General features: G+C 41.0%; 9 protein-coding genes, 9 tRNA genes and 7 rRNA genes. 2 read left to right on the forward strand and 23 right to left on the reverse strand.

The genetic code is table 11. The features are described from left to right. Positions 1–341 precede the first annotated feature (341 nt). Genes NSR03_RS10750 through NSR03_RS10765 form a run of 4 tightly spaced genes read right to left on the reverse strand, consistent with a single transcriptional unit; the run spans position 342 to position 4848 of the window. Positions 342–2804: an ATP-dependent Clp protease ATP-binding subunit gene (locus NSR03_RS10750; protein ID WP_046464994.1), complete on the reverse strand. Its 2463-nt coding sequence runs from the start codon at positions 2802–2804 to the stop codon at positions 342–344. A gap of 11 nt (positions 2805–2815) precedes the next feature. Next, positions 2816–3826 carry a protein arginine kinase gene (locus tag NSR03_RS10755; RefSeq protein WP_021339720.1) on the reverse strand — a complete coding sequence of 337 codons (1011 nt, stop codon included), beginning with the start codon at positions 3824–3826 and terminating at the stop codon, positions 2816–2818. Beyond that, the gene (locus NSR03_RS10760) at positions 3819–4370 is read right to left on the reverse strand and encodes a UvrB/UvrC motif-containing protein (RefSeq protein ID WP_002511349.1); all 552 of its coding nucleotides are present in this window, start codon (positions 4368–4370) and stop codon (positions 3819–3821) included. The genes NSR03_RS10755 and NSR03_RS10760 overlap by 8 nt, the downstream gene beginning before the upstream one ends. Before the next feature lie 16 nt (positions 4371–4386). Beyond that, positions 4387–4848 (reverse strand): CtsR family transcriptional regulator, encoded by a 462-nt coding sequence (locus tag NSR03_RS10765; RefSeq protein ID WP_002508589.1) that lies wholly within the window; start codon positions 4846–4848, stop codon positions 4387–4389. 154 nt (positions 4849–5002) lie between these two features. Here NSR03_RS10765 and NSR03_RS10770 point away from each other — a divergent pair, with 154 nt between their 5' ends. Beyond that, complete coding sequence (locus NSR03_RS10770) at positions 5003–6217, forward strand: NupC/NupG family nucleoside CNT transporter (RefSeq protein ID WP_002511348.1); 1215 nt, start codon at positions 5003–5005, stop codon at positions 6215–6217. 50 nt (positions 6218–6267) lie between these two features. Here the strand turns inward: NSR03_RS10770 and pdxT are convergent, their stop codons facing one another. Further along, complete coding sequence (gene pdxT / locus NSR03_RS10775) at positions 6268–6843, reverse strand: pyridoxal 5'-phosphate synthase glutaminase subunit PdxT (RefSeq protein WP_046464993.1); 576 nt, start codon at positions 6841–6843, stop codon at positions 6268–6270. 1 nt (position 6844) lies between these two features. Continuing rightward, positions 6845–7732 carry a pyridoxal 5'-phosphate synthase lyase subunit PdxS gene (gene pdxS, locus NSR03_RS10780; protein WP_002511346.1) on the reverse strand — a complete coding sequence of 296 codons (888 nt, stop codon included), beginning with the start codon at positions 7730–7732 and terminating at the stop codon, positions 6845–6847. 100 nt (positions 7733–7832) lie between these two features. On the opposite strand from pdxS, the gene pdxR reads away from it, so the two are divergent. Continuing rightward, positions 7833–9218: a MocR-like pyridoxine biosynthesis transcription factor PdxR gene (gene pdxR, locus NSR03_RS10785; protein WP_021340032.1), complete on the forward strand. Its 1386-nt coding sequence runs from the start codon at positions 7833–7835 to the stop codon at positions 9216–9218. Positions 9219–9865: 647 nt separating this feature from the next. Here pdxR and rrf (NSR03_RS10790) read toward each other — a convergent pair. The 17 genes from rrf (NSR03_RS10790) to lysS all read right to left on the reverse strand — a co-directional run bounded on the left by rrf (NSR03_RS10790) (position 9866) and on the right by lysS (position 23119). Then, positions 9866–9980: ribosomal RNA gene (rrf, locus tag NSR03_RS10790) — 5S ribosomal RNA — on the reverse strand. An 81-nt stretch (positions 9981–10061) separates the two neighbouring features. Beyond that, positions 10062–12985: ribosomal RNA gene (locus NSR03_RS10795) — 23S ribosomal RNA — on the reverse strand. Positions 12986–13177: 192 nt separating this feature from the next. Continuing rightward, positions 13178–13254, reverse strand: a tRNA-Ile gene (locus tag NSR03_RS10800). Between the two features lie 103 nt (positions 13255–13357). Continuing rightward, positions 13358–14910 (reverse strand): 16S ribosomal RNA (locus NSR03_RS10805). A 250-nt stretch (positions 14911–15160) separates the two neighbouring features. Further along, positions 15161–15275, reverse strand: a 5S ribosomal RNA gene (rrf, locus tag NSR03_RS10810). An 81-nt stretch (positions 15276–15356) separates the two neighbouring features. Further along, positions 15357–18280: ribosomal RNA gene (locus NSR03_RS10815) — 23S ribosomal RNA — on the reverse strand. 288 nt (positions 18281–18568) lie between these two features. Continuing rightward, a 16S ribosomal RNA gene (locus NSR03_RS10820) occupies positions 18569–20121 on the reverse strand. A 139-nt stretch (positions 20122–20260) separates the two neighbouring features. Then, positions 20261–20336: transfer RNA gene (locus NSR03_RS10825), tRNA-Ala, on the reverse strand. Positions 20337–20353: 17 nt separating this feature from the next. Beyond that, positions 20354–20427 (reverse strand) — tRNA-Pro (locus tag NSR03_RS10830). Between the two features lie 32 nt (positions 20428–20459). Next, a tRNA-Arg gene (locus tag NSR03_RS10835) sits at positions 20460–20536 on the reverse strand. Positions 20537–20550: 14 nt separating this feature from the next. Beyond that, positions 20551–20639 (reverse strand) — tRNA-Leu (locus NSR03_RS10840). Between the two features lie 8 nt (positions 20640–20647). Continuing rightward, a tRNA-Gly gene (locus NSR03_RS10845) sits at positions 20648–20722 on the reverse strand. 13 nt (positions 20723–20735) lie between these two features. Continuing rightward, positions 20736–20808 (reverse strand) — tRNA-Lys (locus tag NSR03_RS10850). Positions 20809–20814: 6 nt separating this feature from the next. Beyond that, positions 20815–20890: transfer RNA gene (locus NSR03_RS10855), tRNA-Thr, on the reverse strand. A 13-nt stretch (positions 20891–20903) separates the two neighbouring features. Beyond that, positions 20904–20976, reverse strand: a tRNA-Val gene (locus NSR03_RS10860). 18 nt (positions 20977–20994) lie between these two features. After that, positions 20995–21109 (reverse strand): 5S ribosomal RNA (gene rrf, locus NSR03_RS10865). Together the 16S, 23S and 5S rRNA genes with 9 tRNA genes alongside form the textbook arrangement of a ribosomal RNA operon. 522 nt (positions 21110–21631) lie before the next feature. Continuing rightward, complete coding sequence (gene lysS, locus NSR03_RS10870) at positions 21632–23119, reverse strand: lysine--tRNA ligase (protein WP_002508760.1); 1488 nt, start codon at positions 23117–23119, stop codon at positions 21632–21634. Between the last annotated feature and the right edge of the window lie 220 nt (positions 23120–23339).

Here is a 23339-nt window from a genome sequence, read left to right on the forward strand (position 1 = left end):
TGCACCTCCATCTTTCATTGAACAAATCTATTTTATACCTCAACCTGTTTAAAAACAAATTTTAATCTTATTTAACTCACTGCGGTCTTTACGATTAGTCTTTTCAATTACATTTGCTCATACCTGTCTCTAACTTCACTTACATTAAAGCTGTTTTTATAAAATACCATGCATAGATATATACTACCAATAATATTATAAATTTATCGAATGAAAATGATATCCTAGTTTTTAAAGAATGATTTAAATTTTCTATTATTAAATAAAAAGCGCCTCTCAAAGGCGAACTAACACATTTGAGAGGCGCTATAATCTAAAAAGCTCACTTTTAGTGATTAAACTTATGATTCTGTTGTTTCTTTATCTTTCTTTTTTTCTTTTCTATCTTGAATATTATATTTAAATTCTTTGCCATCATGATCAATTTCGACTTTTTTACCTTCAATTTGATTACCGTCTAAAATTAATTCACTTAGGTTATCTTCTACTGTTTTTTGAATTGCACGAATTAATGGTCTAGCACCATACTCTGGATCGTAGCCTTCTTCAGCAATTTTTTCTTTTGCGGCATCTGTAACTTCGATGTTGATATCTTGTTCAGATAGACGATCTGTTAGTTTGTTAATCATCATTGTTACAATTTCTTTCAATTCTTCTTTAGAAAGTTTGTGGAATACAATAGTATCATCAACACGGTTTAAGAATTCTGGACGGAAAGCATTTTTCAATTCTTTCATCATTGTGTTACGAATTGTTTCGTAATCTTGGCCTTCTGATGCGCCACCGAAACCTGCAAAGCGTTGATCTTGTAATTCTTGTGCACCAACGTTTGATGTCATAATAATTACTGTATTACGGAAATCTACACGACGTCCTTTTGTATCAGTAAGATGTCCATCATCAAGCACTTGTAACAAGATGTTAAATACATCTGGATGTGCTTTTTCAATTTCATCAAATAAGATAACTGAATAAGGTTTACGTCTTACTTTTTCAGTCAATTGACCACCATCATCATGTCCTACATAACCTGGAGGCGCACCAACTAAACGACTGACTGCATGTTTCTCCATAAATTCACTCATATCCACACGAATCATTGCGTCATCTTCACCAAACATAGACTCTGCTAAAGCACGAGCTAATTCAGTTTTACCTACACCTGTAGGACCTAAGAAGATAAAGCTACCGATAGGACGTTTAGGATCTTTCAATCCAGCTCTCGCACGTCTAACTGCTTTACTGATAGACGTTACAGCAGCTTTTTGTCCAATAACTCTGTTATGAAGTGTATCTTCTAAGTTTAATAAACGATCTGATTCAGTTTCATTAATTTTCGTTAATGGAATACCAGTCCAGCCAGCGATAACTTCTCCGATATCTTCTTCTGATAAAGAAGTATTGTCGCCATTTTGTGCGTTCTTCCAATTATTATTAGCTTCTTCGTATTGTTTTTCTAATTTCGTTTGTTTATCACGAAGATTTGCTGCATTTTCAAATTCTTGTGAATGTACTGCAGCATCTTTTTCATTTTTAACTTGCTCAATTTCTTGTTCTAATTCTTTCAAGTTCGGTGGTGTAGTATGACTTCTAAGTCTAACTTTAGAACTTGCTTCATCAATTAAGTCGATTGCTTTATCAGGTAAGAAACGATCTGAAACATAACGGTGACTTAAAGTAGCTGCTGAAATTACCGCTTCATCAGAAATGTTAATACGGTGATGTGCTTCATAACGATCACGTAATCCTTTTAAGATTTCAATTGTATCTTCAACTGTTGGTTCATCGACTTGAACTGGTTGGAAACGACGTTCAAGCGCCGCATCTTTTTCAATGTTTTTACGGTATTCATCTAATGTCGTTGCGCCGATACATTGTAGTTCTCCTCGTGCAAGTGCAGGTTTCAAGATGTTTGATGCATCAATAGCACCTTCCGCACCGCCTGCGCCAACTAATGTGTGTAATTCATCGATGAATAGTATAACGTCACCTGCTTGATGAATTTCTTCCATTACTTTTTTCAAACGCTCTTCAAATTCGCCTCGATATTTCGTGCCAGCTACAACTGTTCCCATATCAAGTGACATTACGCGTTTGCCTTTAAGTGTCTCAGGCACTTCATTTTTAATAATCGATTGAGCCAGGCCTTCTGCAATTGCAGTTTTACCTACACCTGGTTCACCAATCAGTACTGGGTTATTTTTAGTACGACGACTTAAAACTTCAATTACTCTTGTAATTTCTTTGTCTCTACCAATAACTGGATCTAGTGTGCCATCTTTTGCAATAACAGTTAAGTCACGTGCAAGGCTATCTAAGGTTGGTGTGTTATTAGATTTATTAGCTTGTGCATTTTTATTACTTAACTCTGGACTACCTAATGCTTTAACAACTTGTGCACGTGCTTTAGTTATATTTAAGTCTAAGTTTGCAAATACACGTGCTGCTACACCTTCATTTTCTCTAATTAAACCAAGTAAAATGTGTTCTGTTCCCACGAAATTATGGTGTAATTTTCTCGCTTCATCCATTGATAATTCAATGACTTTTTTCGCACGAGGTGTGTAGTGTAAAGCGCCCATTTGTTCTTGACCATGGCCGATTAATTTTTCTACTTCTTCTACTACTTTTTCTTCAGTAATTTCAAATGATTCTAATACTTTAGCTGCAATACCTTCAGGCTCTTTCATCAACCCTAAAAGTAAATGTTCTGTTCCAATATTTGAATGATTTAAGCGAATTGCTTCTTCTTGAGCATGTGCTAATACACGCTGTGCACGTTCTGTCAGTCTACCAAATAGCATAGCATGACCTCCTAATTTATATGTTCTCTTAATATATCTGCTCTTTTTTCATTTACTACTCTGTCATCTTCATCATCTAATAAGAATGGCGATTGTATTGCTACCATTAACTCATTAAATTTGAAGTTTTCTAGTTCAATATAGCCTAAATCAATACCGAGTTTCACTTCACTTAATCTCAGTGATGCTTCCTCCATAGATATCAGTCTACTATATTTTAATATTCCTAACGAACGATATACTCGGTCCAATGTTTCAATGTGATTGTGACGGTTCATACGTTCGCGAATTTGCATTTCTTCATTAATGATTTGTTGTACAACTTCAGTTAAACTTTCGATGATTTCTTCTTCCGTTTTTCCTAAAGTCAGTTGATTTGAAATTTGATAAATATGGCCATAAACTTGCGAACTTTCACCAAATATTCCTCTTATCGTAAAACCAAATCTGTTAATCGTTTGAGCGATGCGATTCATACGCTTCATAATTGTTAAACCAGGTAAATGAAGCATCACGCTCGCACGCATGCCAGTTCCAATGTTTGTCGGACAAGTTGTTAAATAACCTAATGTTTCATCAAAACTTACATCCAACTCACTATCAAGTGTATCATCTATAGTAGAAGCATTCTCGTACAATGTTTGCAGTGATAAATCATTTCCCATAGCTTGAATTCGAATATGATCTTCTTCATTCACCATGATACTCAATGATTCATCATCGTTGAGCAACACTGCTGAGGCAGGTTGTCTGATTAATTCAGGACTTATGAGATGTTTCGCAACAAGTTTATACTTGCTTTGCTGATCCATAGTATCTAAGCGTTGCATAAACAAGTCAGGAAGCGCATCCTGTACCTCATTAATCACTCTATAACCATCCTGCTCTGACGGAAACATTAATGGATGGACATGATTTTCTAAGTTTCTAGCCAATCGGATTCTTGAAGACATCACGACAGGGCTTTCTTCTTTATCGCGCATCCATTCACTCATGTATGCACTAATATCATTATCACTCATCATGTTTCACCTCGCCATCGTCTTTCAATGCTTTAATTTCATCCCGAACAATTGCAGCTTCTTCAAAATTCTGATCTTCAATAAGCTGATTTAAATATGAATTTTTTTCTTCAATTTGTTTTTTTAGTGCTAATTTTCTATGCGAAGATCGAGGTGTTTTTCCTGTATGTTCTATTTGACCACCCTGCACACGACGCACAATGTCGACAATGTCATCTTTAAAAGTTGCATAGCAGTTTGCACAACCAAATTTACCAACATGTGCAATATCTTTTAACGTCATATGACAAGTAGGACATCTTTTTTCTTCTTTAAAAGCAATTTCATCAAAATCAATACCATGTTTAGCTGCTAAGTGCTGTAAAATTTGTTTTACCACAAATGCGCCTTCAATATCATCTTGGGATTGTAACTGTTGATTTTGTGTCCAAGGATTGCCACCCTGAGCACATGTCGAACAAACCCATTTTTCATTTACACCGTCTTGTCCTTTTACTGCTAATTTAACTTCTGCTTCGTTTAAATGACAATTTTCGCATAGCACGACTAAACACCTCGCTTTAGTAATAATTTATTACAGGTAATAAACGTTTAATAATATTAGCCCGTATAATATCTCTCGATAATACATCCATTTTTAATGTTTCTCTATCAATGACAGCATAAATCATTTTTGCTTCACGTTCATTGATATATTTTTTATCTAATAAACCATCTATAATGTAATATGCTTGTTGCTGAGAAATGGATGGTCCTATTAATTGAAGTAAGTGATTAATGTAACCTGTTTCATCTTTATTTTCAATTTTGGTGATTCGGATGTACCCACCGCCACCCCTTTTACTTTCAATTTCATAACCATGTTCATTTGTAAAACGTGTTTTAATTACATAATTCAGTTGAGAAGGCACGCAGTCAAAGCGCTGTGCAATATTTGCACGTTGAAGTTCTACAACGTCTTTATTGGTGTCTTCAAATAATTTCTTAATGTACTGTTCTATGATGTCAGACATATTGTGCATGATTATCACCTCTTTTGACCTTCTTTGACTATATTATATGACCAACTTTGACCTTTTTCAACCAATATGATTAAAAAATATTAGTTTAAGGATGTAAGTGCTCTCACTTTTATTGTATTATAGGTAGTAAGAAAAAATAAAAGGGATGAAAAATATGCATATTATTATCGGTTTAATTGGGATTGTAGTATTTCTTGGGTTAGCCTTTCTTTTCAGCTCCGACAGAAAAAATGTTCGCTGGCAATATGTTGGGTTATTACTTGTAATACAACTTATCATGGCGTTTATTTTGTTAAAAACACAATTTGGGATTACAGTCATTAGTGGTATTTCAGCAGGCTTTAATTACTTATTAGCACAAGCAGCAGAAGGTGTAAATTTCGTATTTGGTGGATTTGAATACATAGATCCAGAGAATCCTCCATTCTTCTTTAACGTATTATTACCAATTGTTTTCATATCAGCATTAATTGGTATTTTACAATATACTCGTATTTTACCTGTAATTATTAATGTCTTAGGTTTAGTTATATCTAAAATTAATGGTATGGGTCGTTTAGAATCATATAACGCTGTTGCAGCAGCAATTTTGGGACAATCAGAAGTATTTATTTCGTTGAAAAAGGAACTTGCTCATATTCCAAGTCAACGTCTTTATACTTTAACTGCTTCAGCAATGTCTACCGTGTCTGCATCTATTATCGGTGCTTACTTCGCGTTAATTGAACCACGTTTTGTTGTTACAGCAGTCGTGTTAAACCTCTTCGGTGGTTTCATTATTGCTTCTATCATCAACCCTTACAAAGTTGATCCAAAAGAAGATAAATTAATTCTTGAAGAAAGTGAAACAAATAAGCAATCCTTCTTCGAAATGTTAGGGGAATACATTTTAGATGGGTTTAAAGTAGCAGTCATCGTAGGCGCAATGTTAATTGGTTATATTGCTATTATTGCTTTACTAAATGGCTTAGTTAGTGCCATTTTCACTGGTATTTCAGGTGGTAGTATTACTTGGGACTTCCAAACACTAATCGGTTTCGTATTTGCACCATTCGCATTCTTTGTAGGTGTGCCATGGAATGAAGCTGTACAAGCTGGTTCTATTATGGCAACGAAATTATTATCAAATGAATTTGTAGCAATGCAAAGTCTAAGTGAAGTTAAAAACATGAGTGAACACGCAAAAGGTGTTATCTCAGTATTCGTAGTATCATTCGCAAACTTTAGTTCTATCGGTATTATCTCTGGCGCAATCAAATCGCTTAACAACGAAAAAGGCGATGTAGTAGCACGATTCGGTATAAAATTATTATTCGGTGCTACTTTAGTTTCATTTATTTCTGCAGCCATTGCAGGGTTCTTTATTTAAAATTTAATATAAAAAAGAGCGATAAGGTATCAACACCTTATCGCTCTTTTTTATACTTTTTCAATTACGGTCGGTTTAACAATCGCTTCAATGAAGTATTGTGTGACTCTATAATCATCCGTTAATTCAGGATGAAATGAAACTCCTAAATAACAGCCTTGTTGAACAGCTACAATTTTGTCACCCTCTGTGCTAAGTACACTAGCCTCACCATGCACACTTTCTATATGAGGAGCTCTAATAAATACACCTTCAATATCTTTGGCAATTCCTTTCACATCTAACTCACTTTCAAAGCTATCAACTTGTCGGCCAAAAGAATTCCTTTGAACAGTAATATTCAGTTTATCTAAATAACCTTCTTCGCCAACAATATTCGCTGCTAAGATAATTAAGCCAGCGCAAGTACCAAACATAGGTAATGTGGATTGTTGCAAAGCATCTTTGAATCCATATAGATTCATTAAGCGTCGTAAGGTAGTAGATTCTCCGCCTGGTATAATCAATCCATCAATGTCATCCAACTGTTCGATACGCTTAACTGCTACACCTTCATGACCACTTAGTGCAATATGACGTATATGTTCTCTCACAGCGCCTTGTAAGGCTAAAACACCAATTTTCATATTACCATCCACGCTCTTGCATACGCTCTTCTAATGATAACTCATTGATATCTAAGCCTTTCATTGCTGTGCCTAATTCTTTAGCTAGACGTCCAATTAGTTCGTAGTCTTGGTAATGTGTAGTTGCTTGTACAATTGCTTTAGCAAATTTTTCTGGATCTTCTGATTTAAAAATACCAGATCCTACAAATACTCCGTCTGCACCTAATTCCATCATTAAAGCAGCATCTTGAGGCGTTGCTACACCACCAGCTGCAAAATTAACTACTGGTAATTTACCATTTTCTTTAATAGATTTTAAAATTTCGTATGGTGCACCAATATTTTTAGCCTCAGTCATAATCTCATCGTCATGCATAACTGTTAAACGACTCACTTCTGAATTGACCTGACGCATATGTCTAACTGCTTCTACGATGTTCCCAGTACCTGGCTCACCTTTAGTACGTAACATTGCAGCACCTTCACCAACACGGCGTGCAGCTTCACCTAAGTTACGGCAACCACATACAAATGGTACAGTGAATGTATCTTTACGTAAATGATACTCTTCATCAGCTGGTGTTAATACTTCAGATTCATCGATATAGTCAACACCCATAGATTCTAATACACGAGCTTCAGTTATATGACCAATACGTCCTTTAGCCATAACTGGTATAGAAACAGCATTCATAACTTCTTCTACAATTTTAGGATTAGCCATACGTGCCACGCCACCTGCAGCTCTAATGTCAGAAGGCACGCGCTCTAATGCCATTACTGCAACAGCACCTGCATCCTCAGCTATCTTAGCTTGTTCAGCATTTACAACGTCCATAATGACGCCGCCCTTTTGCATTTCCGCCATTCCTCTTTTAACTCTTTCAGATCCAATTACTTTAGACATATTTACTTAACCCCTTTACTTAGTTGATTAAATTCATTTTAAAAGATAAACTGGTATTTAAAAAGGGACAATTATAGATTAATTTAGGAGGTCAGTTGTAATGACAAAAGAGCATTTATACATCAATCTATACGAGAATCTAAAAAAACAAATCATTGAAGGCCAATATAAATCAGGAGATAAATTTCCTTCAAAACGCGCGTTAGGGCAACATTTATCTGTAAGCAATACAACAATCGAACATGCTTATCAAATCCTATCAGATGAGGGGTACATATTCGCCAAGCCACGATCAGGCTATTTTGTATCTGACGTTGAAACTTTACCAATTATTACCAGAGAAATACATGCATCAAACACACATCATGAACAAAATAACGACAATCAAACTCAACAAACATATGAATTTGCCTTTAACTTATCAGAAATAGATGCAGAATACTTTCCTATGCAACAATTCAGAAAATATGCGCGCGATGCTTTTGAAGATAGCCAATTAAACTTACTACAACATGCAAATCCCAAAGGAGAATGGACATTACGCCAAGAAATAGCGCATTATTTATTTAATAGTAGAGGCGTAGCATGTCATCCAGAACAAATCATTATTGGTTCTTCTACAGAACAACTTATTAATTTAGTGACTGATATATTGAATAAAGGCCGCTTTTTAATTGAAAATCCTAGCTATCCACCCATCAAACAAGTTTTAGACAAAAAACAAATTACTTATCTTCAAGTACCTGTGAACAATACAGGAATTGAACTAGAATATTTCAACGAATCTAATAATAATATTGCTTATGTTACACCTTCTCATCAGTTCCCTACCGGCTATGTGATGAATTTAAAAAAGCGTACTCAACTTATTCATTGGGCACAGCAATTTGAAAATAGATACATTATTGAAGATGATTATGATTCGGAATTCCGTTACTTTGGAAAGCCTATTCCTGCATTACAAAGTTTAGATACAAAAGATAAAGTCATATATATTAGTACATTCTCAAAATCTTTATTCCCAAGTTGCAGAGTTGCCTACCTAGTATTACCTAAAAAATTGTTAAAATTATATAATACACTAGAAAATAAAGAAGGTAATACAGTGCCTTCACATATACAAAAAATGGTGGCAAGCTTCATGCAGTCAGGTAGTTTTGAGAGACATTTAAATAAAATGAGAAATGTTTATAGAGACAAACTTAAATTTATATTAGATGCACTCAAACCCTATGAAGAACAATTAGAAATTGATGGTACATTAGCAGGCATGCACTTTACACTAACTGTAAAAAATGGCTTGACTATGACGCAATGTTTAAAAAATGCAGAAGAAAACAAATTGAAAATTATTCCTTTTAGTAAATATGATAAATCACAACAATCTGTAAAATTCATTTTAGGTTTTGGTGGTATACCTTTTTCACAACTAGAAGGACATACCAATGCACTAATTCGTTCTCTGACAATTTTAAAGCATGACTAATATCTAAAGCACTATTTTCTTGCCAGCAAGATTAGTAGTGCTTATGCAAGTAAAGTATCATTTTTTAATTTATAAAGAACCACTTTTTCGCTTGCGAAATTAGTAGTTCTTATACAAGAGCACCAGCTTTTGTAATCCTTAAATTAAACTCATCTCTATCGGACCATCCTCTCTTTTTTGCGCATAAAAAAAGAGACCTCTCGGTCTCGGCTCATCGCATCCTATAATGCTGCCTGTAAAGCCCCACTTCTCAATTTATTGAGTCTAGTGAGACTTACAAATGAGTTAAAACTCATTTGTCTCTTTACCTACTCTTGCGAAACGTAAGTCGGCTACCATCGACGCTAAGAAGCTTTAAAGCACTACTTTCTTGCCTGCAAGATTAGTAGTGCTTATGCAAGAGCCACAGCTCTTGTAAACACTTAATATTTCCCTTACTCACTTACCGCTTGTAAGCTCGTCTCGTCTTTCGCTCAGTTCGTCAGCTTCTAAAGAACTACTTCTCAAAATCATTGGGATTAGTAGTTCTTACACATGAGCTTCAGCTTATGTGCTCATGGCTTAAACCAGCTATTTTTGGAAGTTAAGCTCCTTTTGCGCACAAAAAAAGAGACCTCTCGGTCTCGGCTCATCGCATCCTAAATGCTGCCTGGCAACGTCCTACTCTTGCGGAACGTAAGTCCGACTACCATCGGCGCTAAGGAGCTTAACTACTGTGTTCGGCATGGGAACAGGTGTGACCTCCTTGCCATTGTCACCAGACAATGAACTGTATAAAAAATTATACATTCAAAACTAGATAGTAAGTAAAATTTGATAATGCCAAACAAAACACTTTTAAATTTGATTAAGTCTTCGATCGATTAGTATTCGTCAGCTCCACATATCGCTATGCTTCCACCTCGAACCTATTAACCTCATCATCTTTGAGGGATCTTATAACCGAAGTTGGGAAATCTCATCTTGAGGGGGGCTTCATGCTTAGATGCTTTCAGCACTTATCCCGTCCATACATAGCTACCCAGCGATGCCGTTGGCACGACAACTGGTACACCAGAGGTATGTCCATCCCGGTCCTCTCGTACTAAGGACAGCTCCTCTCAAATTTCCTGCGCCCACGACGGATAGGGACCGAACTGTCTCACGACGTTCTGAACCCAGCTCGCGTACCGCTTTAATGGGCGAACAGCCCAACCCTTGGGACCGACTACAGCCCCAGGATGCGATGAGCCGACATCGAGGTGCCAAACCTCCCCGTCGATGTGAACTCTTGGGGGAGATAAGCCTGTTATCCCCGGGGTAGCTTTTATCCGTTGAGCGATGGCCCTTCCATGCGGAACCACCGGATCACTAAGTCCGTCTTTCGACCCTGCTCGACTTGTAAGTCTCGCAGTCAAGCTTCCTTATGCCTTTACACTCTATGAATGATTTCCAACCATTCTGAGGAAACCTTTGAGCGCCTCCGTTACTCTTTAGGAGGCGACCGCCCCAGTCAAACTGTCCATCTGACACTGTCTCCCACCATGATAAATGGTGCGGGTTAGAAATCCAACACAGCAAGGGTAGTATCCCACCAACGCCTCGACGTAAGCTGGCGCTCACGTTTCAAAGGCTCCTACCTATCCTGTACAAGTTGTACCGAATTTCAATATCAGACTACAGTAAAGCTCCACGGGGTCTTTCCGTCCTGTCGCGGGTAACCTGCATCTTCACAGGTACTATGATTTCACCGAGTCTCTCGTTGAGACAGTGCCCAAATCGTTACGCCTTTCGTGCGGGTCGGAACTTACCCGACAAGGAATTTCGCTACCTTAGGACCGTTATAGTTACGGCCGCCGTTTACTGGGGCTTCGATTCGTAGCTTCGCCGAAGCTAACCACTCCTCTTAACCTTCCAGCACCGGGCAGGCGTCAGCCCCTATACATCACCTTACGGTTTAGCAGAGACCTGTGTTTTTGATAAACAGTCGCTTGGGCCTATTCACTGCGGCTCTCCTGGGCGTTAACCCTAAAGAGCACCCCTTCTCCCGAAGTTACGGGGTCATTTTGCCGAGTTCCTTAACGAGAGTTCGCTCGCTCACCTTAGAATTCTCATCTTGACTACCTGTGTCGGTTTGCGGTACGGGCACCAAAATTCTAGCTAGAGGCTTTTCTTGGCAGTGTGAAATCAACGACTCGAGGAAACAATTTCCTCTCCCCATCACAACTTGACCTTAAGAGTGCCGGATTTGCCTAACACTCAGTCTCATTGCTTGGACGTACAATCCAATAGTACGCTTCGCCTATCCTACTGCGTCCCCCCATCGCTTAAAACGAAATTTGGTGGTACAGGAATATCAACCTGTTATCCATCGCCTACGCCTATCGGCCTCAGCTTAGGACCCGACTAACCCAGAGCGGACGAGCCTTCCTCTGGAAACCTTAGTCAATCGGTGGACGGGATTCTCACCCGTCTTTCGCTACTCACACCGGCATTCTCACTTCTAAGCGCTCCACATGTCCTTGCGATCATGCTTCAACGCCCTTAGAACGCTCTCCTACCACTGTCCTTACGGACAATCCACAGCTTCGGTAATATGTTTAGCCCCGGTACATTTTCGGCGCAGTGTCACTCGACTAGTGAGCTATTACGCACTCTTTAAATGATGGCTGCTTCTAAGCCAACATACTAGTTGTCTGGGCAACGCCACATCCTTTTCCACTTAACATATATTTTGGGACCTTAGCTGGTGGTCTGGGCTGTTTCCCTTTCGAACACGGACCTTATCACCCGCGTTCTAACTCCTAAGATAAAATTGATTGGCATTCGGAGTTTGTCTGAATTCGGTAACCCGATAAGGGCCCCTCGTCCAAACAGTGCTCTACCTCCAATAATCATTACTTAAGGCTAGCCCTAAAGCTATTTCGGAGAGAACCAGCTATCTCCAGGTTCGATTGGAATTTCTCCGCTACCCACAACTCATCCGCTCACTTTTCAACGTAAGTCGGTTCGGCCCTCCATTCAGTGTTACCTGAACTTCAGCCTGGTCATGGGTAGATCACCTGGTTTCGGGTCTACGACCAAATACTCAACGCCCTATTCAGACTCGCTTTCGCTACGGCTCCACATTAACTGCTTAACCTTGCATCAAATCGTAACTCGCCGGTTCATTCTACAAAAGGCACGCCATCACCCATTAACGGGCTCTGACTACTTGTAAGCACACGGTTTCAAGTTCTATTTCACTCCCCTTCCGGGGTACTTTTCACCTTTCCCTCACGGTACTGGTTCACTATCGGTCACTAGAGAGTATTTAGCCTTGGGAGATGGTCCTCCCGGATTCCGACGGAATTTCTCGTGTTCCGTCGTACTCAGGATCCACTCAAGAGTGAACAAACTTTCGACTACAGGATTATTACCTTCTTTGATTCATCTTTCCAGATGATTCGTCTAATTTGTTCTTTTGTAACTCCGTATAGAGTGTCCTACAACCCCAACAAGCAAGCTCGTTGGTTTGGGCTCTTCCCGTTTCGCTCGCCGCTACTCAGGGAATCGATTTTTCTTTCTCTTCCTGCGGGTACTAAGATGTTTCAGTTCCCCGCGTCTGCCTTCAGATATGCTATGTATTCACATATCGATAACACGACATAACTCGTGTTGGGTTTCCCCATTCGGAAATCTCTGGATCAAAGCTTACTTACAGCTCCCCAAAGCATATCGTCGTTAGTAACGTCCTTCGTAGGCTTCTAGTGCCAAGGCATCCACCGTGCGCCCTTAATAACTTAATCTTTTCGACCTTCAACACGATAAAATCGGTTGAAAACCTAAAATGTTATTAATCTGTGAGTGTTCTTTCGAACACTAGCGATTATTTCTATTTTTTTGAATTCAAGCTTTTTAAAACTCTAATTCACTCGGTTTTGCTTGGTAAAATCATAAATTTTACTTACATATCTAGTTTTCAATGTACAAATAAAAAATGGTGGGCCTAAGTGGACTCGAACCACCGACCTCACGCTTATCAGGCGTGCGCTCTAACCAGCTGAGCTATAGGCCCATTCATTTATAGAATACTCTAATGAGCATTCAAAACTGAATGCAATATGTCAATATCATTCCTCTTCATCTTCTCAAGGAAGATGTTCCGAATATATCCTTAGAAAGGAGGTGATCCAGCCGCACCTTCCGATACGGCTACCTTGTTACGACTTCACCCCAATCATTTGTCCCACCTTCGACGGCTAGCTCCATAAATGGTTACTCCACCGGCTTCGGGTGTTACAAACTCTCGTGGTGTGACGGGCGGTGTGTACAAGACCCGGGAACGTATTCACCGTAGCATGCTGATCTACGATTACTAGCGATTCCAGCTTCATGTAGTCGAGTTGCAGACTACAATCCGAACTGAGAACAACTTTATGGGATTTGCATGACCTCGCGGTTTAGCTGCCCTTTGTATTGTCCATTGTAGCACGTGTGTAGCCCAAATCATAAGGGGCATGATGATTTGACGTCATCCCCACCTTCCTCCGGTTTGTCACCGGCAGTCAACCTAGAGTGCCCAACTAAATGCTGGCAACTAAGTTTAAGGGTTGCGCTCGTTGCGGGACTTAACCCAACATCTCACGACACGAGCTGACGACAACCATGCACCACCTGTCACTTTGTCCCCCGAAGGGGAAGGCTCTATCTCTAGAGTTTTCAAAGGATGTCAAGATTTGGTAAGGTTCTTCGCGTTGCTTCGAATTAAACCACATGCTCCACCGCTTGTGCGGGTCCCCGTCAATTCCTTTGAGTTTCAACCTTGCGGTCGTACTCCCCAGGCGGAGTGCTTAATGCGTTAGCTGCAGCACTAAGGGGCGGAAACCCCCTAACACTTAGCACTCATCGTTTACGGCGTGGACTACCAGGGTATCTAATCCTGTTTGATCCCCACGCTTTCGCACATCAGCGTCAGTTACAGACCAGAAAGTCGCCTTCGCCACTGGTGTTCCTCCATATCTCTGCGCATTTCACCGCTACACATGGAATTCCACTTTCCTCTTCTGTACTCAAGTTTCCCAGTTTCCAATGACCCTCCACGGTTGAGCCGTGGGCTTTCACATCAGACTTAAGAAACCGCCTACGCGCGCTTTACGCCCAATAATTCCGGATAACGCTTGCCACCTACGTATTACCGCGGCTGCTGGCACGTAGTTAGCCGTGGCTTTCTGATTAGGTACCGTCAAGATGTGCACAGTTACTTACACATTTGTTCTTCCCTAATAACAGAGTTTTACGATCCGAAAACCTTCATCACTCACGCGGCGTTGCTCCGTCAGACTTTCGTCCATTGCGGAAGATTCCCTACTGCTGCCTCCCGTAGGAGTCTGGACCGTGTCTCAGTTCCAGTGTGGCCGATCACCCTCTCAGGTCGGCTACGTATCGTTGCCTTGGTAAGCCGTTACCTTACCAACTAGCTAATACGGCGCGGGTCCATCTATAAGTGATAGCAAAACCATCTTTTACTTTAGAACCATGCGGTTCCAAATGTTATCCGGCATTAGCTCCGGTTTCCCGAAGTTATTCCAGTCTTATAGGTAGGTTACCCACGTGTTACTCACCCGTCCGCCGCTAACTTCAAAGGAGCAAGCTCCTTATCCGTTCGCTCGACTTGCATGTATTAGGCACGCCGCCAGCGTTCATCCTGAGCCAGGATCAAACTCTCCATAAATGAATTATGATGTTTGATTAGCTCATAAAATACTAATTTGTGTGTTATCTCTAACACGTTTGAACCAACAATTTAATGTTGTGTTCGGAATTAACGTTGACATATTGCAATTCAGTTTTCAATGTTCATTTCTTAATCACAAGACTTAATTCTACAGGTTATGACTTAAAAAGTCAATAACTTTTCGAAATTAATTTTTGTTTTCTTTAATACTTCCATAAAAAAACGACCCAAAGGTCAAAATGGAATTGCCTGGCAACGTCCTACTCTTGCGGAACGTAAGTCCGACTACCATCGGCGCTAAGGAGCTTAACTACTGTGTTCGGCATGGGAACAGGTGTGACCTCCTTGCCATTGTCACCAGACAATGAACTGTATAAAAAATTATACATTCAAAACTAGATAGTAAGTAAAATTTGATAATGCCAAACAAAACACTTTTAAATTTGATTAAGTCTTCGATCGATTAGTATTCGTCAGCTCCACATATCGCTATGCTTCCACCTCGAACCTATTAACCTCATCATCTTTGAGGGATCTTATAACCGAAGTTGGGAAATCTCATCTTGAGGGGGGCTTCATGCTTAGATGCTTTCAGCACTTATCCCGTCCATACATAGCTACCCAGCGATGCCGTTGGCACGACAACTGGTACACCAGAGGTATGTCCATCCCGGTCCTCTCGTACTAAGGACAGCTCCTCTCAAATTTCCTGCGCCCACGACGGATAGGGACCGAACTGTCTCACGACGTTCTGAACCCAGCTCGCGTACCGCTTTAATGGGCGAACAGCCCAACCCTTGGGACCGACTACAGCCCCAGGATGCGATGAGCCGACATCGAGGTGCCAAACCTCCCCGTCGATGTGAACTCTTGGGGGAGATAAGCCTGTTATCCCCGGGGTAGCTTTTATCCGTTGAGCGATGGCCCTTCCATGCGGAACCACCGGATCACTAAGTCCGTCTTTCGACCCTGCTCGACTTGTAAGTCTCGCAGTCAAGCTTCCTTATGCCTTTACACTCTATGAATGATTTCCAACCATTCTGAGGAAACCTTTGAGCGCCTCCGTTACTCTTTAGGAGGCGACCGCCCCAGTCAAACTGTCCATCTGACACTGTCTCCCACCATGATAAATGGTGCGGGTTAGAAATCCAACACAGCAAGGGTAGTATCCCACCAACGCCTCGACGTAAGCTGGCGCTCACGTTTCAAAGGCTCCTACCTATCCTGTACAAGTTGTACCGAATTTCAATATCAGACTACAGTAAAGCTCCACGGGGTCTTTCCGTCCTGTCGCGGGTAACCTGCATCTTCACAGGTACTATGATTTCACCGAGTCTCTCGTTGAGACAGTGCCCAAATCGTTACGCCTTTCGTGCGGGTCGGAACTTACCCGACAAGGAATTTCGCTACCTTAGGACCGTTATAGTTACGGCCGCCGTTTACTGGGGCTTCGATTCGTAGCTTCGCCGAAGCTAACCACTCCTCTTAACCTTCCAGCACCGGGCAGGCGTCAGCCCCTATACATCACCTTACGGTTTAGCAGAGACCTGTGTTTTTGATAAACAGTCGCTTGGGCCTATTCACTGCGGCTCTCCTGGGCGTTAACCCTAAAGAGCACCCCTTCTCCCGAAGTTACGGGGTCATTTTGCCGAGTTCCTTAACGAGAGTTCGCTCGCTCACCTTAGAATTCTCATCTTGACTACCTGTGTCGGTTTGCGGTACGGGCACCAAAATTCTAGCTAGAGGCTTTTCTTGGCAGTGTGAAATCAACGACTCGAGGAAACAATTTCCTCTCCCCATCACAACTTGACCTTAAGAGTGCCGGATTTGCCTAACACTCAGTCTCATTGCTTGGACGTACAATCCAATAGTACGCTTCGCCTATCCTACTGCGTCCCCCCATCGCTTAAAACGAAATTTGGTGGTACAGGAATATCAACCTGTTATCCATCGCCTACGCCTATCGGCCTCAGCTTAGGACCCGACTAACCCAGAGCGGACGAGCCTTCCTCTGGAAACCTTAGTCAATCGGTGGACGGGATTCTCACCCGTCTTTCGCTACTCACACCGGCATTCTCACTTCTAAGCGCTCCACATGTCCTTGCGATCATGCTTCAACGCCCTTAGAACGCTCTCCTACCACTGTCCTTACGGACAATCCACAGCTTCGGTAATATGTTTAGCCCCGGTACATTTTCGGCGCAGTGTCACTCGACTAGTGAGCTATTACGCACTCTTTAAATGATGGCTGCTTCTAAGCCAACATACTAGTTGTCTGGGCAACGCCACATCCTTTTCCACTTAACATATATTTTGGGACCTTAGCTGGTGGTCTGGGCTGTTTCCCTTTCGAACACGGACCTTATCACCCGCGTTCTAACTCCTAAGATAAAATTGATTGGCATTCGGAGTTTGTCTGAATTCGGTAACCCGATAAGGGCCCCTCGTCCAAACAGTGCTCTACCTCCAATAATCATTACTTAAGGCTAGCCCTAAAGCTATTTCGGAGAGAACCAGCTATCTCCAGGTTCGATTGGAATTTCTCCGCTACCCACAACTCATCCGCTCACTTTTCAACGTAAGTCGGTTCGGCCCTCCATTCAGTGTTACCTGAACTTCAGCCTGGTCATGGGTAGATCACCTGGTTTCGGGTCTACGACCAAATACTCAACGCCCTATTCAGACTCGCTTTCGCTACGGCTCCACATTAACTGCTTAACCTTGCATCAAATCGTAACTCGCCGGTTCATTCTACAAAAGGCACGCCATCACCCATTAACGGGCTCTGACTACTTGTAAGCACACGGTTTCAAGTTCTATTTCACTCCCCTTCCGGGGTACTTTTCACCTTTCCCTCACGGTACTGGTTCACTATCGGTCACTAGAGAGTATTTAGCCTTGGGAGATGGTCCTCCCGGATTCCGACGGAATTTCTCGTGTTCCGTCGTACTCAGGATCCACTCAAGAGTGAACAAACTTTCGACTACAGGATTATTACCTTCTTTGATTCATCTTTCCAGATGATTCGTCTAATTTGTTCTTTTGTAACTCCGTATAGAGTGTCCTACAACCCCAACAAGCAAGCTCGTTGGTTTGGGCTCTTCCCGTTTCGCTCGCCGCTACTCAGGGAATCGATTTTTCTTTCTCTTCCTGCGGGTACTAAGATGTTTCAGTTCCCCGCGTCTGCCTTCAGATATGCTATGTATTCACATATCGATAACACGACATAACTCGTGTTGGGTTTCCCCATTCGGAAATCTCTGGATCAAAGCTTACTTACAGCTCCCCAAAGCATATCGTCGTTAGTAACGTCCTTCGTAGGCTTCTAGTGCCAAGGCATCCACCGTGCGCCCTTAATAACTTAATCTTTTCGACCTTCAACACGATAAAATCGGTTGAAAACCTAAAATGTTATTAATCTGTGAGTGTTCTTTCGAACACTAGCGATTATTTCTATTTTTTTGAATTCAAGCTTTTTAAAACTCTAATTCACTCGGTTTTGCTTGGTAAAATCATAAATTTTACTTACATATCTAGTTTTCAATGTACAAAATAACGCAATGAATACTCGTAATGAGCATTCAAAACTGAATGCAATATGTCAATATCATTCCTCTTCATCTTCTCAAGGAAGATGTTCCGAATATATCCTTAGAAAGGAGGTGATCCAGCCGCACCTTCCGATACGGCTACCTTGTTACGACTTCACCCCAATCATTTGTCCCACCTTCGACGGCTAGCTCCATAAATGGTTACTCCACCGGCTTCGGGTGTTACAAACTCTCGTGGTGTGACGGGCGGTGTGTACAAGACCCGGGAACGTATTCACCGTAGCATGCTGATCTACGATTACTAGCGATTCCAGCTTCATGTAGTCGAGTTGCAGACTACAATCCGAACTGAGAACAACTTTATGGGATTTGCATGACCTCGCGGTTTAGCTGCCCTTTGTATTGTCCATTGTAGCACGTGTGTAGCCCAAATCATAAGGGGCATGATGATTTGACGTCATCCCCACCTTCCTCCGGTTTGTCACCGGCAGTCAACCTAGAGTGCCCAACTAAATGCTGGCAACTAAGTTTAAGGGTTGCGCTCGTTGCGGGACTTAACCCAACATCTCACGACACGAGCTGACGACAACCATGCACCACCTGTCACTTTGTCCCCCGAAGGGGAAGGCTCTATCTCTAGAGTTTTCAAAGGATGTCAAGATTTGGTAAGGTTCTTCGCGTTGCTTCGAATTAAACCACATGCTCCACCGCTTGTGCGGGTCCCCGTCAATTCCTTTGAGTTTCAACCTTGCGGTCGTACTCCCCAGGCGGAGTGCTTAATGCGTTAGCTGCAGCACTAAGGGGCGGAAACCCCCTAACACTTAGCACTCATCGTTTACGGCGTGGACTACCAGGGTATCTAATCCTGTTTGATCCCCACGCTTTCGCACATCAGCGTCAGTTACAGACCAGAAAGTCGCCTTCGCCACTGGTGTTCCTCCATATCTCTGCGCATTTCACCGCTACACATGGAATTCCACTTTCCTCTTCTGTACTCAAGTTTCCCAGTTTCCAATGACCCTCCACGGTTGAGCCGTGGGCTTTCACATCAGACTTAAGAAACCGCCTACGCGCGCTTTACGCCCAATAATTCCGGATAACGCTTGCCACCTACGTATTACCGCGGCTGCTGGCACGTAGTTAGCCGTGGCTTTCTGATTAGGTACCGTCAAGATGTGCACAGTTACTTACACATTTGTTCTTCCCTAATAACAGAGTTTTACGATCCGAAAACCTTCATCACTCACGCGGCGTTGCTCCGTCAGACTTTCGTCCATTGCGGAAGATTCCCTACTGCTGCCTCCCGTAGGAGTCTGGACCGTGTCTCAGTTCCAGTGTGGCCGATCACCCTCTCAGGTCGGCTACGTATCGTTGCCTTGGTAAGCCGTTACCTTACCAACTAGCTAATACGGCGCGGGTCCATCTATAAGTGATAGCAAAACCATCTTTTACTTTAGAACCATGCGGTTCCAAATGTTATCCGGCATTAGCTCCGGTTTCCCGAAGTTATTCCAGTCTTATAGGTAGGTTACCCACGTGTTACTCACCCGTCCGCCGCTAACTTCAAAGGAGCAAGCTCCTTATCCGTTCGCTCGACTTGCATGTATTAGGCACGCCGCCAGCGTTCATCCTGAGCCAGGATCAAACTCTCCATAAATGAATTATGATGTTTGATTAGCTCATAAAATACTAATTTGTGTGTTATCTCTAACACGTTTGAACCAACAATTTAATGTTGTGTTCGGAATTAACGTTGACATATTGCAATTCAGTTTTCAATGTTCATTTAAATAATATGGTGGAGACTAGCGGGATCGAACCGCTGACCTCCTGCGTGCAAAGCAGGCGCTCTCCCATCTGAGCTAAGCCCCCATATAAATTTTAAAGAGTCGGGAAGACAGGATTCGAACCTGCGACCCCTTGGTCCCAAACCAAGTGCTCTACCAAGCTGAGCTACTTCCCGTACATAATTTAATTGATTAACACTTTTAAAGATGGTGCGCCCGACAGGGGTCGAACCTGTAACCTCTTGATTCGTAGTCAAGTACTCTATCCAGTTGAGCTACGGGCGCTATATTAAAAATGATGGTGCCGAGGACCGGAATCGAACCGGTACGGTGATCTCTCACCGCAGGATTTTAAGTCCTGTGCGTCTGCCAGTTCCGCCACCCCGGCAAAAATAATGGAGCAGAAGACGGGATTCGAACCCGCGACCCCGACCTTGGCAAGGTCGTATTCTACCGCTGAACTACTTCTGCAAATGAAACTGTATGAGCCATAGTGGGCTCGAACCACTGACCCTCTGATTAAAAGTCAGATGCTCTACCAACTGAGCTAATGGCTCATGAAATGGTGCCGGCCAGAGGACTTGAACCCCCAACCTACTGATTACAAGTCAGTTGCTCTACCAGTTGAGCTAGGCCGGCTATCATGAAGTGATGGAGAATGACGGGTTCGAACCGCCGACCCTCTGCTTGTAAGGCAGATGCTCTCCCAGCTGAGCTAATTCTCCACATAATTTTTAATAAAAGCCTGGCAACGTCCTACTCTTGCGGAACGTAAGTCCGACTACCATCGGCGCTAAAGAGCTTAACTACTGTGTTCGGCATGGGAACAGGTGTGACCTCTTTGCTATTGCCACCAGACAAATTAACTTACTCAATTAATAATACATTGTTTGTTAATCTTTTGCAATAGTCAATTTTACACTATCTTAAAGATTTGTTTACAAGACTTTTACTTGAGTTATGTATATAGTGCTTGTCGTTTTTGACGACTTTTATATATTAATTCATTTTCACTTTAATGTCAATGCTTTTCGAATATTTCTCGAAAAGAAATATTTTAAATGCTTATATATGTCTTGTTTCGTTTCCTTAACTCGACTTGAATAATCTTATCACATAGAATCTATCTTTACCATACCTTTTTTAGTATATTATTATATTTTAATAGCATTATAATACTTAATTGTATCTTATTACTAATTTAATTAATTTATTTAGTACTTAAACCCTCTATTCTCTCTTATTTTTAGTATCTCTATAGAGATACTAAAACAAAAAACAGACCATATATTACGTCTCACCAGTGTGAAATCGTAACATATGATCTAGTTTAAATGATTAAATCAATTATCTCTTAGTTTAAACCAAGCTTTAAATAATCTATTTTTGTTTCATATAAGGGAATAACAATACATCACGGATAGAAGCAGAATCAGTAAGTAACATTACTAATCTATCAATACCAATACCTAAACCACCTGTTGGAGGCATTCCGTACTCTAATGCTTCAATGAAATCTTCATCCATTTCGTGCGCTTCATCATTACCTTCTTCTTTTTCTACTAATTGCGCTTCAAATCTTGCTCTTTGATCAATAGGATCATTTAATTCTGTGAATGCATTACCGTGTTCTCTACCTACTATGAATAATTCAAAGCGATCCGTAAATCTTGGGTCCTCTGGATTTTTCTTAGCTAGTGGTGAGATTTCGATTGGGTGTCCATAAATAAACGTTGGTTGAATTAATGTTTCTTCAACTTTTTGCTCAAAGAACTCATTTAAGATATGACCATATTTCATATTATCTGTTATTTCAATGCCATGTTCTTTAGCTAATGATTTAGCTTCTTCATCAGTTTGCACCTCGAAGAAGTCCACACCTGTTTCTTCTTTAACAGCATCAGCCATATGAACTCGTTTCCAATCAGATTCTAAATCTATAATTTCTTCGCCATAGTTTACTTTAGCAGTACCAAGTACTTTTTCAGAAATATGTCTAATCATATTCTCAGTTATATCCATGATATCGTGATAGTCAGCATACGCTTCATATAATTCAATCATAGTGAATTCTGGATTATGTCTTGTTGATACGCCTTCGTTTCTAAAAACACGTCCAATTTCATAAACTTTTTCTAATCCACCTACGATTAAACGTTTCAAATGTAATTCAATTGCAATTCGCATATATAGTGTTGCGTCTAAAGCATTATGATGTGTTTCGAAAGGACGCGCAGCAGCTCCACCAGGAATTTGGTGCATCATAGGTGTTTCTACTTCTAAAAATCCTCTTTGATTTAAGTAATTACGCATTTCTTGTAATATCTTACTGCGGTTAATAAATGTTTGCGTGCTATCTTGATTTGTAATTAAGTCAAGGTAACGTTGACGATAACGCTGTTCGATATCTTGTAAACCGTGGAATTTATCAGGTAATGGACGTAATGCTTTAGTCAACAACGTGAATGTTTTAGCTTTAACAGACAATTCACCTGTATTCGTTTTGAACATTACACCTTCTATACCTACAATGTCTCCTAAGTCTGCAGAATTCCAAACTTCAAATTGTTCGTCTCCTACTTGGTCTTTTCTTACGTAAATTTGTATTTGACCAGTTAAATCTTGAACATGAGCAAATCCAGCTTTACCTTTTCCACGTTTAGTCATTAGACGACCGGCGATACTTACGTTGCTTTCATCTTCTTTGTCATGTAATTCTTCTTTTGTATATGCGTCCCAATCTTCATGCAATGGGGCAGCCGTAGAAGTACGTTCAAATTTTTGACCAAAAGGATCGATACCTAAATCGTATAATTCTTGTAATTTTTGGCGGCGGACTTGCATTTGGTCGTTCATTTCTTCTGACATTACTTTCTCTCCTTTATGCTTCTTGTTCTAATTTTTATTATTCTTTAGCTTCAATCTTCACTTGGAACGTTTGATAGTTATCTATCATTTGTTGTTCTGTTTATTTCAAAGCTTTTCTAGTCTTACCATATAGATACAGCACACATTAAACCCACACCCATTTTTAACTGTACGTTTAAATGTAACGTTATCTACATTAGCCATAGGAGCAAGAATTACT

The organism is Staphylococcus sp. FSL W8-1207 (assembly GCF_038003745.1).
Classification (GTDB): Bacteria; Bacillota; Bacilli; order Staphylococcales; family Staphylococcaceae; genus Staphylococcus; species Staphylococcus equorum.